Consider the following 13,275-nt stretch of genomic DNA (forward strand, 5'->3'; position numbering starts at 1 on the left):
GTTGCCGGGCCTTCGGGCCCGGCGCACCCCCGTTCCGCGGGAGGTCGGCCGGTCAGCAGCTGAGGTTCGAACCCGCCGTGGTGCCGAGGATCTGCACGAACGCCTGGTACTTGTTGATGCGGCTCTGGACCTGGGCGGGGTTGCCGCCGTTGCACTCCAGGGAGCCGTTGATGGAGCGGATCGTCTCGCCGAATCCGGCACCGTTCACCATGGCGTTGTGGGCCGTCATGGTGCCGGGACCGTTCTGGGTGTTCCAGTACCAGAGGCCGGTCTTCCAGGCCACGGACGCGTCCTGCTCGACCAGGTAGGGGTTGGCGAGCAGGTTGATGCCGAGCGCGTCACCGGCGGCCTTGTAGTTGAAGTTCCAGCTGAGCTGGATCGGACCGCGCCCGTAGTACGCGGCCTGGCCCGCGGGACAGCCGTAGGACTGACTGGTGTCGCAGTAGTGCGGGTAGTTGGCCGTGTTCTGCTCGACCACGTACACCAGGCCGCCCGTCTCGTGGCTGACGTTGGCGAGGAAGGCGGCGGCCTCCTGCTTCTTCACCGTGTCGCTGCCGGTGTTGGCGAAGCCCGGGTAGGCGCTCAGGGCGGCGGTCAGGCCGCTGTACGTGTAAAAGGAATTGCGGCCCGGGAACATCTGGTTGAACTGCGCCTCGCTGACGACGAAGCCGTTGGACGAGCCCGGCCCGCCCGGGTCCGTGCCGCCGCCGCAGGTTCCCTGGTCGGCCCAGACGTCCGAGCTGCCGGGCTTCTCGTTCTGGGTCCACCACTTGGCGGTCCAGTTGTGTCCGTTGTACGAGGCCGCGCCACCGCCCCAGTAGACGGAGGAGGAGTTCCAGGCGGCCGCGCACGTGGCCGCCGAAGCGGTGGTGGCGGGAAGAATGACGACCGTCGCGACGACCGCGACCAGCGCGGCCAGCAGGCCCATGATGCGTTTGATCATGCGAGCACTCCTTCGGCGCGGCGCACCGGTTTCGTCGGTGCGCCGCCATGGGGGGTGCGACCACTCAAGCGGCGTTGGTCTGGACCTGTCAAGGTCTAGACCAACATGGGAAGTCCCCTCTCTTCGCGGCGACAGCCACCCCCTCACGGGCGAGGGTTGCGTCCACCCCGCCCTCAACTGGGCTGATCGCGCCTGGAGTCAGCCGGGATCACGCCCGGAAGCGGCGACGGACCCGCAGGGAATTCCTCCGGACCGTCCAGCATGCGGAACGCGCGACTGCGCGGCCGTTCAGCAACGCACGCCCGAGCACTCGTCAACACGTGAGGCGCGCACCCGGGTCCACTCCGATGGACCAATCGCCCCGTGCCCGAACGGCGCGCGAACAACTGGCGACGGGACCCGGTACTCGCCACCACCCGCGCCCCCGCATACATACGGTGACCCGCACCCGTACAGGCGTACGGCAGTCAGGGGGACGGGCCGTGGAGTGGTTCAGCGCCGAGAACATCGTGGCGGTGCTCACCGCCGTGCTGGGCGTCCTCGCCTCCATCGGCGTCCTCTGGTACGAACGCCGCGTCCCCCGTCGCAAACGCATCGGCTACCGCGTGCAGATGGACACCCCGATCGGCAGCGACGCCGGTCAGGCGAGGGCCAACGTACGGCTCGGCCTGTTCGACGAGACCCCGGACATGGCCGACGCCACCCTCGTCCTGCTGCGCATCGAGAACGACGGCTCGCAGTCCATCGACCGCGGCGACTACACCGGACCGGACGGACAGCTTCACGGACTGGTGGTCGAGTTCACCGAGCGCCGGGTGCGCGGCATCGCCGTCACCCACTCAACGGGCGCCGACCATCTCATGGACCACTTCACCCCGTCCGAGGGGCTACGCGTAAGCGGCTCGCTCATCCGGCTTCCGCGCGTGCCGCTCAACCGGGGCGAACACTTCAAGCTCCTCGTCCTGCTGACCGGTTCACGCGTCGGCAGCCCCATCCGCATCACGGGTGGCATCCGGGACGGTGAGGTGCGGACGAACACCGCCGCCCGCCCGGACGAGAAGCCTCCGCTGTTCGGCCGGGCCGCTCGCCTCATCACCGTGGCCCTGACCGTCTGCGTCGTCACGCTCGCCTCCATCATTCTGGTACGGGACGCCACCCCGCCCCCGATCGGCTGCGCCCGCGGCGAGTTGACCGTGACCGGCTCCACCGCCTTCGAACCCGTCCTGGACGAGCTCGCGGAGAACTACGCCAAGGCGTGCGACGGGGCCACCATCACCGTGGACCCGCACGGCAGCACTGCCGGAACAAGGGAACTGGCCGAGCGGGGCGCCGAGGCCGGGGAGTCCGGCTCGCCCGCCCTCGTGGCCCTCTCCGACGGCCCGAAGCCAAGCGGCTTCCCGCAGTTGCGCGAGAACCGCGTCGCCGTCTCGCTCTTCCGTCTGGTCGTCAACAACAAGGTCCCCCTCGACAACCTCACCCGGGACGCGATCCGCCGCGTCTACCGGGGGGACATCCACAACTGGCAGCAGATCGGAGGCCCCGACCTGCCTGTCCTGCTGGTGAGCCGGGACGCCAACTCCGGTACCCGCGAGGTCTTCCAGCGCCGAGTCCTTGGCCGCAACGAACCCGCCCAGTCCTCCCGCGACTGCACCACGAAGGACGACCCGCAGGCCCCCGTCATCCGCTGTGAACTCGACTCGACCGACCAGGTCCTGGCCGAGGTCGGCCGGCTCGACGGCGCCATCGGCTACAGCGAGCTGCGCACGGGGACCAAACCCGCGGGGGCGCACCCGATCGCCATCGACGGCGCCACCCCGTCCGTCGACACGATCGGCACCAGCAGCTACCCGTACCGCGAGATCGAGTACGCGTACACCTACGGCAGCCCGCCCGCCGACTCGCTGGCCTCCAGCTTCCTCTCCTACCTCAGCCGCGGCAGCGGGCAGGACGTCGTGCGCACCCACGGCCACCTGCCGTGCGCGACGCCGGAGGGGCTGCGGATCTGCGGGGAGGACGCGCGCTGAGGGCGCGTGCCGGAACGGCGAGGGCCGAGGCCGTTCACCCTGCAACCGGAACGGCGAGGACCGAAGCCGCCCGCCCGCTACCGGAACGACGAGGCCGGGGCCCGACATGCCGGAGGGCCGGGGCGATGGTGCCGCCCCGGCCCTCCTCCGCTCCGGTATGCCTACAGGAACGAGTTGATCTCGATGGTCTCGGTACGGCCGGGGCCGACACCGATCGCGGAGATCGGGGCGCCGGACATCTCCTCCAGCGCCTTCACGTACGCCTGGGCGTTCTTCGGCAGGTCGCCGAAGGTCTTCGCCTTGGTGATGTCCTCGGACCAGCCCGGCAGCATCTCGTAGATCGGCTTCGCGTGGTGGAAGTCGGTCTGGTTGTACGGGAGTTCCTCGACGCGCTTGCCGTCGATCTCGTACGCCACGCACACCGGGATCTGCTCCCAGCCGGTCAGCACGTCGAGCTTGGTGAGGAAGAAGTCGGTCAGGCCGTTGACCCGGGTCGCGTACCGCGCGATCGGGGCATCGAACCAGCCGCAGCGGCGGTCACGGCCGGTGGTGACACCGCGCTCGCCACCGATCCTGCGCAGCGCCTCGCCGTCCTCGTCGAGCAGTTCCGTGGGGAACGGACCGGCGCCGACGCGGGTGGTGTACGCCTTGAGGATGCCGATGACCCGGCTGATCTTCGTCGGGCCCACGCCGGAACCGGTGCAGGCGCCGCCGGCGGTCGGGTTCGACGAGGTGACGAAGGGGTACGTGCCGTGGTCGACGTCGAGCAGCGTGCCCTGACCGCCCTCGAAGAGGACGACCTTGCCCTCGTCGATGGCGTTGTTCAGGATCAGCGTCGTGTCGGCGACGTAGGGCCTGATTTGCTCCGCGTACTGGAGCATGTCCTCGACGACCTTGCCGGCCTCGATGGCGCGCCGGTTGAAGACCTTGGCCAGAAGCTGGTTCTTCTGCTCCAGGGCCGCCTCGACCTTCTGCTCCAGGATCGACTCGTCGTAGAGGTCCTGGACGCGGATGCCGACCCGGTTGATCTTGTCCGCGTACGTCGGGCCGATACCGCGCCCGGTCGTACCGATCTTGCGCTTGCCGAGGAACCGTTCCGTCACCTTGTCGACGGTGACGTTGTACGGGGTGATCAAATGAGCGTTACCGCTGATCAGCAGCTTGGACGTGTCCACGCCGCGATCGTTCAGCCCACTCAGCTCGGAGAGCAGGACCGCAGGGTCGACGACGACACCGTTACCGATGACCGGGGTACACCCCGGTGAAAGGATTCCGGAGGGGAGGAGATGAAGTGCGTACTTCTGGTCACCGACGACCACCGTGTGGCCGGCATTGTTGCCGCCTTGGTAGCGCACCACATAGTCCACGGATCCACCGAGGAGGTCGGTGGCCTTTCCCTTGCCCTCGTCACCCCACTGAGCACCGAGCAGCACAAGTGCGGGCACAGGCGTACACCCCTTCCGGGCGGGGCATGTCCAAGGTCAGGGGGCGTACGTAAACGCTGTACATGCCGTACGACGTTGTACGACAAGGCCTGAACCGTCGAACCGGGTGCCCCGGAATAGACGAAGCCCCTGGCGCAATAGCGCAAGGGGCTCTTGCACCAAGATGCTACCCGAGGAAGGACCGAGGTGTCGGCTGCCCAGCCCCCCGGTAACGGTGCGCCCCATTTGCTGGTGGTGATCGATCCGGTCGCCCGCCGGACGGACGGCGAGTCCGTCCGGATCGCAAAAGACGTGTTGAGCGCCGGTTCGCACGCCAAGATCTGCCTTCCGGACGGACCCGAGGAGTTCGCCCGCGCCCTGTCCCGCAGGGGTACCCGCCGGCCTGTGGTGATCGGCGACGACCGGGCGCTGCGTCGTGCGGTGGCCCTGCTCCATCGGGAGCGAGAACCGGCCATGAGCGCGCTCTCGCTCATCCCTGTCGGGGCCGCGACGGCCCTGGAACTTGCGCACTCGCTCGGCGTGCCGATGGGCGCGGTGGCAGCGGCGCGCACGGCGCTGGACGGTGCGGTGCGCCGGCTGGACCTGCTGGTCGACGACAGCGACGGCGTCGTCCTGGGCGCGCTGCGGATCCCGGCCCTCAGCGGTGCACCGGGGACGCAGCCGGACCGCACGGGCGTCACCGCTGTCTGGGACACCTGCCGCTCCCTGGTCCGCACCCTGGTGCACCCCGCACCTTCGGCCCCGGGCGCCCCGCCGGCCACGCACCGGCTGCGCATCGAGGCGGACGGCGTCGTGCTGAACGATCTGGGCCGCCCGGTCGAATCGGTGACGGTGACCTCGGGCTGCGGCGACGACGGCGTCGCCGAGGTGACGATCCACGCGCCCGGCGGCGACCCGATGACCACAGGGGCCAAGGCCGTCACGGTCTCCGGCGCGGACTTCCGCTACCGGGCGGACATACAGGTGGGCGGCCCGGTGCGCACCCGGACGTGGACGGTACGGGCGGGGGCCTGGGGGCTGATGCTGCCGGATCCGGAGGGATAACCTCCGCGTCGAGGGGCGGGGCAGGCCGGTTCGCTCGATCTCCCGCTACCGCGGACGGGCCCCTGCGATACCGGTTGCCGGCCCGGTGGTGGTGCGTGGCCGACACTGCGGGGGTGACCCCGGCGGTGCCCCCCGCGGCAGGGCGGGCGCTGTTCAGGCGTCCCGCGAGCTCTCGGCCCCCGGCAGGTCGAGGGTTTTCCGGTGGGCCTCCCAGCGGTCCATCATGGCGCCCAGCTCCGACTGCATGAACTCGAAGAACGCCGCCGTCTCCGCGATCCGGGCGCCCGCCGGCGTGTGCTCCCCCAGCGTGCGCGCCCCGTCCCTGAGGGTCTGCTCCCAGCGGGTGAGCACCCGGTCGCGACCGGCGAAGGTGGTGTACCAGATCTCGTTGTGCAGGCGGTAGCGGTCACGGCGCGAGCCCGGTTCGCGTTCGCGGCCGACCATGCTGACCTGCGTGAGGTAGTTGATCGCGCCGGACACCGCGGCGGGGCTGATCTGCAGGGCCAGGGCGAGCTCGGCCGAGGTCATGGACGCGTCGTCGGCGGCCAGCAGAGCGGCGAACACGCGGGACGCCATGCGCTGCATCCCCGCCTCGGTCATCTCGGACGCGAAGCGCTCGACGAACCGTGAGACCGCCTCGGCGTCCCGCTCCTCGTGCTCCTGGGCGGCACCTTGCGATTCGCGCGCGCCCTCTGCGGTTTCGCTGCTCATCGGCCCCTCGTTCTTCCGTACCCCGGTCACTCATCTGAGTTTATACGCTTCCTTAACTTCACAAGTTTGTGAAAGTAGCGTACGTTCAAAACCATGACGAAGGCAATCACCGTGGCCGGACTGCACAAGTCGTTCGGCCGGACACACGCGTTGGACGGGCTCGACCTGACCGTCGAGTCCGGTGAGGTGCACGGCTTCCTCGGACCGAACGGATCGGGGAAGTCCACCACCATCCGGGTCCTCCTGGGCATGCTGCGGGCCGATGCCGGCGCCGCCCAGCTGCTCGGACGCGACCCCTGGCGTGACGCGGTGGAGCTGCACCGGCACGTGGCGTACGTCCCCGGGGACGTCACCCTGTGGCGCAGTCTCTCCGGGGGCGAGGTGATCGATCTGTACGGGCGGCTGCGTGGCGGTCTCGACGAAGCCAGGCGCGCGGACCTCGTCGAGCGCTTCGAACTCGACCCGACGAAAAAGGGACGGACGTACTCCAAAGGGAACCGGCAGAAGGTGGCCCTGGTCGCCGCGTTCGCCTCCGATGTGGACCTGCTGATCCTGGACGAGCCGACCAGCGGGCTCGACCCCCTGATGGAGGAGGTCTTCCAGAGCTGCGTCGTCGAAGCACGTGACCGCGGGCGTACGGTGCTGCTCTCCAGCCACATCCTCAGCGAGGTCGAATCGCTCTGCGACCGGGTCAGCATCATCCGGCAGGGCCGGACGGTGGAGACGGGCTCGCTGGCCGGCATGCGGCATCTGACGCGCACGAACATCACCGCCGAGCTGGCGGACGCTCCGGACGGCCTGGCGCAGCTGCCCGGGGTGCACGACCTCGACGTCCGGGGGCGGCAGGTCTCGCTCCAGGTCGACACGGACAAGCTGGACGCCGTCCTCAAGTCGCTCTCCGCGTCCGGGGTCCGGTCGCTGACCAGCACCCCACCCACGCTGGAGCAGCTCTTCCTCCGGCACTACACGGCGGACACCGGAGCCCGCACCGAACAGGGCGCGGGGGTGGCGGCGCGATGACGGCCGTGACCATGAGCGCGACGACCGGCGCGAGGCGCCGGGCCAGGACCGGCCGGCTCGCGGGGACCTGGCCCCTGCTGAGGCTCGCCCTGCGGCGCGACCGGATCATCATGCCCGTCTGGGTGCTCGTGCTGGGCGGGTCCTTCTCTTCCGTCGGGCAGTCCATCGCCTCGCTCTACGACACCGCCGCACAGCGTGCCGAGCTCGCCGCCTCGATGAACGGCAACAGCTCGTTGCGCGCGATGTACGGGCCCGCGTTCGGCGACTCCGTCGGCGCGCTCGTCAGCTGGCGCATGATCGCCTTCGGCGCGGCACTGGCTGCGGTGATGAGCCTGGTCGTCGTCGTGCGCCACACCCGCGAGGAGGAGGAGACCGGCCGTCAGGAGATGCTCTCCTCAGCCATGGTGGGGCGCCGGGCCCCACTCACCGCCGCGCTGCTCGCCGCTCTGATCGCCAACGCCGCTCTGGGCCTCGTCATCGTGGTGGGCATGGCCGGATCGGGGGCGGGCGGAGCCGGAGCGGTGGCGCTCGCAGCGGCTGTGGCCGGAACCGGTGCGCTGTTCGCCTGCACCGCCGCGATCGCCGCGCAGTTCACCGAGAGCGCGCGCCTCGCGAAAGGGCTGACGGCAGCGGTGATCGGCGCCGCGTTCGTCCTGAAGGCGGCGGGCGACTCCGCGACGGATGACGGCTCATCGGTGCTCACCTGGCTCTCCCCGCTCGGCTGGGCGGAGAACGTCCGGCCGTACGCGGGCGAGCGGTGGTGGGTACTGCTCGTGATAGCCGGGGCCGTGGCCGTGCAGTGCGCGGTGGCATACACCCTGGCCGGGCGCCGCGATGTCGGCATGAGCTTCCTGGCGACGCGGCCGGGGCCCGCCCGGGGCCGGATCTCCACCGCCCTCGGCCTTGCGGTGCGCCTCCAGCGCGGTGCGCTCCTGGGGTGGACGGCGTCCTTCGCCGCAGTCGGAGTCGTCTTCGGCGGGCTGACAGGCGGCGCGGCCGATCTCGTCGGGGACAACCGGAAGACCAGGGAGATCTTCGAGCGGATGGGCGGACAGTCCGGCCTGACCGACGCGTTCCTCGCCTCGATGGTCTCCGTACTCGGCACGGTGGCGGCCCTGTACATCGTCTCCTCGGTGCTGCGCCTGCATGGCGAGGAGACCGCCGGGCGTGCGGAACCGGTGCTCGCCGGCGGGGTCGGCCGGACCGGCTGGGCCGCCGGTCATCTGCTCATCGCCTTCGGCGGCGCGGCACTGATCATGGCGGCCGGCGGTGTCGGTCTGGCGGCGGGTTACGGACACGAACTCCCCGCCGTGCTGGGCGCCTCGCTGGTGCAGCTGCCCGCCGTATGGCTGCTGGGCGGGGTGACGGTCCTGCTGTACGGGGCGCTGCCCAGGGCCGCCGCGGTGGGCTGGGGTCTGGTCGGCCTCTGCCTGGCGCTGGGCTGGACAGGCCCCGCCCTGGATCTTCCGCAGCCGGTGATGGACGTGTCGCCGTTCACGCACCTCCCCAGGCTGCCGGGGGCGGCGGGCATGGAGTGGGGGCCGGTGGCGCTCCTCACCGCCACCGCGGTGGCGTTGGTGGCGGGCGGCCTGGGCGCTCTGCGACGGCGGGACATGCTGAACTGAGGTGTCGTGCGGGGGCCGGGCGGGGGTGCCGCCCGGCCGCCGGGTCAGAGCTCGACGCGCAGTTCCTTCACGCCTCTGATCACGTACCCCGGGTTCCATTCCGGTTCTTCGACCAGCCGCATGCCGGGTGCCCCGCGCAGCAACTCACCGAAGGAGGTCGTCAGTTCCACCCGGGCCAGCGGCGCCCCGAGGCAGAAGTGGATGCCCGCGCCGAAGGTGATGTGCGGGTTCTCCTGGCGGGAGAGATCCAGGTCGTCCGGGGCCGCGAAGCGGGCAGGATCGCGATTGGCCGATCCGAAGAGCAGGGCCACCTCCGAACCGCGCGGAATGACCGTGCCGTCGATCTCGATGTCGTCGAGCACCCAGCGCTCGAACATCTGCAACGGGGTGTCGTACCGCATCAGCTCCTCCACCGCGGTGGGCAGGAGTCCGTGGTCCGCCCGCAGTGCGGCCAGCTGGTCCGGGTGGCGCAGCAGCGTCCACCAGCCGTTCACCGTGGTGTTGACGGTCGCCTCGTGTCCCGCGTTCAGGAGCAGCACGCACGTGGAGACCATCTCCTGCTCGGTCAGTCGCTCGCCCTCGTCATGGGCGGCGATGAGCGCGGAGATCAGATCCGGACCCGGGTTCCCGCGCCGCTCGGCGATCAGCTCGCGCAGGTACGCGGAGAAGTCGAGGGACGCGCGGACAGCGGCGCGGGCGGTCTCCTCGGACGGGTTCAGCTCGAACATCCCGCAGATCGCGGCCGACCAGGGCCGCAGCGGCGCACGGTCGGACTCCGGGATGCCGAGCATTTCCGCGATCACGGCGACCGGCAGTGGCTCCGCCACCGCCGTGAGCAGGTCACCCCCGCCCTGCGCGACGAAGTCGTCGACGAGTCCTGCGGCCAGCCGCTGGACGGTCGGGACCAGCTGTTCGACGGTGCGCGGGGTGAACGCCTTGGCGACCAGCCGCCGGATACGCGTGTGGTCCGGCGGTTCGAGGTCCAGCAGCCCCTGCCCGTTGAGCGTCTCGAACGGCTCGTGTGCGGCCGGCGGCGGTGTCCGGCCGAACTCCTCGTGCGTGAACCGGTGCAGGTAGGTCCGGCCCAGCCGCCGGTCCCGCAGCAGCGCCGACACGTCTGCGTAGTGCGGGACGAGCCACTGATCGGTCGCCTCGAAGTAGTGCGCCCGGCCGGTGGCACGCAGCTCGGCGTAGGCGGGGTACGGGTCGGCGACGAACGCAGCCGACCAGGGAGCGAACGGTGCGGCGGAACCGGAGGCGGAGTGCGTGAGCTGGTCCATGGCCCGACGCTAACGGGCCCCCCGGCCCCGGGCCAGCCCTGCCCCGGGGCCGGGGGCCGGGCAAGGCCGGGCGAGGCCAGGCAGCGACCGGGCGGGGCAGGCCCCTACGACGGCGTGACCAGCCGGGCCTCGTAGGCGAAGACGGCGGCCTGGGTGCGGTCGCGCAGGCCCAGCTTGACCAGGATGCGGCTGACATGGGTCTTGATGGTGGACTCGGCGACCACCAGGTGCGAGGCGATCTCCGCGTTCGACAGGCCCTGCGCGATCAGCACGAGCACCTCCGTCTCGCGCTCCGTGAGGTCGCCGATCTGGGCGAGGGCAGGCGGTCGGGGGGCCGCCGCGAGCTTGGAGAACTCGGCGATCAGGCGCTTGGTGACCGTGGGCGCCAACAGCGCCTCGCCCGACGCCACCACCCGCACACCGTCCGCGAGTTGCCGGGCCGAGGCGTCCTTGAGGAGGAAGCCGGACGCACCGGCGCGCAGCGCCTGGTAGACGTACTCGTCGAGGTCGAAGGTGGTGAGGACCAGCACCTTCGCGTCCGCGTCGGCGGCGACGATCTCGCGGGTCGCCTCGATGCCGTTGAGCTCCGGCATCCGGATGTCCATCAGCACCACGTCGGGACGGAGCGCGGCGACCTGGGCGACGGCCTCCCGCCCGTTCACCGCCTCGCCGACGACCTCGATGCCCGGCATCGCGTTGAGCAGGACCGAAAAACCCTCGCGGACCATCATCTGGTCGTCGACGATCAGCACCCGGATCGGCGTACCGGCGGGGGCCGTCATGACTGCTCCGCGGCGGGGGCGTCGGAGGGGGCGGCCTGCACGGGGATGAAGGCGGTGACCTCGTAACCGCCTTCCGCGGTGGACTCCGCCGTCATCTCACCGTTCAGCATCGCCACCCGCTCCCGCATGCCGGTGATCCCGTGCCCCGCGCCGGGCGAGGGCTTCACCGGACCGGTCGGCGGACCGTTGACGACACGCAGCCCGAGCCCGCTCAGCACATAGCCGATCTCGACCTTCGCGGTGGCGCCCGGTGCGTGCCGCAGGCTGTTGCTGAGGGCTTCCTGAATGATCCGGTACGCCGAGAGCTCGACGCCCTGCGGCAACTCGCGCACCGCACCGGTCACGGTCTTCTCCGTCGCCAGTCCGGCCTCGCCGACATTGGCGAGCAGCCCGTCCAGTTCGGCCAGGGTGGGCTGCGGGGCGTCGGGCGCCTCGTAGTCCTCGGCCCGTACGACGCCGAGCACCCGGCGCAGTTCGGTGAGGGCCGCGACGGCGTTCTCCCGGATCGTGACGAAGGCCTGCTCCAGCTCGGGCGGCGGGTTCTCCACCCGGTACGGGGCCGCTTCGGCCTGGATCGCGACGACCGACATGTGGTGGGCGACCACGTCGTGCAGCTCTCGGGCGATGGTGGTGCGCTCCTCCAGCAGCGTGCGCCGGTCGCGTTCGACAGCGGTGACCGTGCGCTGCACGGTCACCTCGCGCTCCGCCTCACGGCGGATCTGCACCACGGTGACCAGGAGCAGTCCGAACGCGGAGACCACCGCCATGGCCGCGGTGGAAGGGCCCCCGTCCCACCCTCCGGCGTTCTCCAGGACCGTGCCGAACAGCACGGTCAGGCCCCACATCCAGGCAGCGGTACGCGGCCGGGTCCTCGCGGCGACGACGACCAGCACCACCAGGTGGGCGAAGAAGGTGCTCGGCATCCACGGTCCGTCGGAGGCGCCGACGACCATGCTCACCGGCATGAGTGCCATCGACATCCAGAACGCCCCGACCGGCCGGATCAGCGTCATCCCGACGCAGCCGGCCGGCAGCAGCCCCGAGATGAGGACTCCGGCGTTGCCCGTGACGGAGAACCCCATCATGAAGACGAGCAGAGCGGCGGCGAGGACCACCGCGTGCGGCGTCCACTCGGCGCGCGCCCGGAGCCGCTCCGGCAGCCTCCTGGTCAGCACCCCGTCGGTCCGCATCGGCGGCAGCGGGCGGTAGGCGAACGCGTCGTGGACGAGGTCCTGGCGCAGGCCGCCTATCGCCCCTGCGGCCACCCGGAGCTCCGGGCTTCTGGTCTTGGTCTGGGTCACGCTTCCACGGTAGGGGGCGCGGCACCCCGGGTCGTCCGCAGTGATACGGATCCTGAACCGTCCGTCGCAAGTACTACCCGGGTCCGTCGCGGTGCCGCGGCAGCGGTCCTACCAGGCCAGCTGGGCGATCTCCTCGGCGACCACGGCGCACGCGTCGGCCGCCGGGTCGATCAGCGGGAAGTGCCCGACGTCCGGCAGCAGCGTCAGCCCCACCGTCTCGCCCTCCTTGGCCGCCGCGTCGACGAACGCCTCCGAGACGGCCTGCGGCACGGTCAGGTCGACGGTGCCCTGCACCACCGCGGTGGCGATGCCGGTGGGCAGCAGCAGAGCCGGGTCGGCGTGCGCGCTCCGCTCGGCGAAGTCCTCCGCGGCCCCCAGGAACTGCCCGACCGCTCCGGAGCACACATCCAGCCCGACGGCCGAGGCGAAGTCCGCGATGGGGGCGAGCGCGACCACTCCGCGCAGCGCGGGCGCACGCGGCAGCCGCCACGGCGAGCCCTCGGGCAGTACGTGCCGGGCGGCGGCCCACAGCGCCAGCTGCCCGCCCGCGGAGTGCCCGGTGACGACGACCCGCCGGGCATCCGCAGCGGGCAGGTGCCGCGCCAGCAGCTCCGGCAGCGCGTCCATCGCCGCGGCGACGTCGTCGAACGTCTCCGGCCAGCGCCCGGCGACGGGGCCGGAGCCCCGCTGCTGCGGAAGCTCGCTGCCGCGCCGGTACTCGACACTGGCGACAGCGAAGCCACGACGGGCCAGGAAGTCCGCGAACGGCGACACATGGGCCCGGTCGTACGGCGCCCTCCAGGCCCCGCCGTGCAGGACGACCACGACGGGTGCGCCTGCGCGTCGGTCCCGCGGGGCGTAGAAGTCGATCACCTGGTCGGGGTGGCTGCCATAGGCGGCGAAGTCGTCGGGAACGACGGCCGGATGCGAGAAGGCCGACTCGGTCTCGGCGGCGTCCCGCTCACGCGCGGCAGAATCCGACATGCTGCTCCAACCGTCCTTGTCACCCGGCCAACTGGCCTGATCTGCGGGGACGGTATCAGTACGGCGACGGTGCCTGCCCGGTGGGCGATCAACGCGGCCGGCCTGTGACGGGCGGG

11 protein-coding genes are annotated in these 13,275 nt (G+C 71.2%); 4 read left to right on the forward strand and 7 right to left on the reverse strand.

What is annotated here, in order from left to right; genetic code table 11:
- Positions 1-52: 52 nt before the first annotated feature.
- Entirely contained in the window at positions 53-943 is an 891-nt protein-coding gene (locus tag ABZ434_RS14105; RefSeq protein ID WP_359135299.1) for a glycoside hydrolase family 19 protein, read from the reverse strand.
- A 482-nt stretch (positions 944-1,425) separates the two neighbouring features.
- Between ABZ434_RS14105 and ABZ434_RS14110 the strand changes: the two genes are divergently transcribed.
- Entirely contained in the window at positions 1,426-2,967 is a 1,542-nt protein-coding gene (locus ABZ434_RS14110) for a substrate-binding domain-containing protein (RefSeq protein WP_359135301.1), read from the forward strand.
- Between the two features lie 161 nt (positions 2,968-3,128).
- Here the strand turns inward: ABZ434_RS14110 and ABZ434_RS14115 are convergent, their stop codons facing one another.
- Positions 3,129-4,412 carry an adenylosuccinate synthase gene (locus tag ABZ434_RS14115; protein ID WP_352122676.1) on the reverse strand — a complete coding sequence of 428 codons (1,284 nt, stop codon included), beginning with the start codon at positions 4,410-4,412 and terminating at the stop codon, positions 3,129-3,131.
- 186 nt (positions 4,413-4,598) lie between these two features.
- Between ABZ434_RS14115 and ABZ434_RS14120 the strand changes: the two genes are divergently transcribed.
- Positions 4,599-5,456, forward strand: a complete 858-nt coding sequence (locus tag ABZ434_RS14120) for a diacylglycerol kinase (RefSeq protein ID WP_359135304.1) — start codon at positions 4,599-4,601, stop codon at positions 5,454-5,456.
- Between the two features lie 153 nt (positions 5,457-5,609).
- Here the strand turns inward: ABZ434_RS14120 and ABZ434_RS14125 are convergent, their stop codons facing one another.
- Entirely contained in the window at positions 5,610-6,167 is a 558-nt protein-coding gene (locus tag ABZ434_RS14125; RefSeq protein ID WP_359135305.1) for a MarR family transcriptional regulator, read from the reverse strand.
- Positions 6,168-6,260: 93 nt separating this feature from the next.
- Here ABZ434_RS14125 and ABZ434_RS14130 point away from each other — a divergent pair, with 93 nt between their 5' ends.
- Positions 6,261-7,187 carry an ABC transporter ATP-binding protein gene (locus tag ABZ434_RS14130; protein ID WP_359135307.1) on the forward strand — a complete coding sequence of 309 codons (927 nt, stop codon included), beginning with the start codon at positions 6,261-6,263 and terminating at the stop codon, positions 7,185-7,187.
- On the forward strand, positions 7,184-8,812 hold the full coding sequence (locus ABZ434_RS14135) for an ABC transporter permease (protein WP_359135309.1): 1,629 nt from the start codon (positions 7,184-7,186) through the stop codon (positions 8,810-8,812). Before ABZ434_RS14130 ends, ABZ434_RS14135 begins: the two co-directional genes overlap by 4 nt.
- Before the next feature lie 44 nt (positions 8,813-8,856).
- On the opposite strand, the gene ABZ434_RS14140 is transcribed toward ABZ434_RS14135, so the two are convergent.
- The 4 genes from ABZ434_RS14140 to ABZ434_RS14155 form a co-directional block, all read right to left on the reverse strand.
- Entirely contained in the window at positions 8,857-10,092 is a 1,236-nt protein-coding gene (locus ABZ434_RS14140) for a cytochrome P450 (RefSeq protein WP_359135311.1), read from the reverse strand.
- A gap of 104 nt (positions 10,093-10,196) precedes the next feature.
- A complete protein-coding gene (locus ABZ434_RS14145) occupies positions 10,197-10,874 on the reverse strand; it encodes a response regulator transcription factor (RefSeq protein WP_359135313.1) in 678 nt (225 codons plus the stop codon).
- Complete coding sequence (locus ABZ434_RS14150; RefSeq protein ID WP_359135315.1) at positions 10,871-12,175, reverse strand: histidine kinase; 1,305 nt, start codon at positions 12,173-12,175, stop codon at positions 10,871-10,873. The genes ABZ434_RS14145 and ABZ434_RS14150 overlap by 4 nt, the downstream gene beginning before the upstream one ends.
- 108 nt (positions 12,176-12,283) lie before the next feature.
- Positions 12,284-13,159 carry an alpha/beta hydrolase gene (locus ABZ434_RS14155; protein WP_359135317.1) on the reverse strand — a complete coding sequence of 292 codons (876 nt, stop codon included), beginning with the start codon at positions 13,157-13,159 and terminating at the stop codon, positions 12,284-12,286.
- Between the last annotated feature and the right edge of the window lie 116 nt (positions 13,160-13,275).

This window comes from Streptomyces sp. NPDC005761 (assembly GCF_040630635.1).
GTDB lineage: Bacteria > Actinomycetota > Actinomycetes > Streptomycetales > Streptomycetaceae > Streptomyces.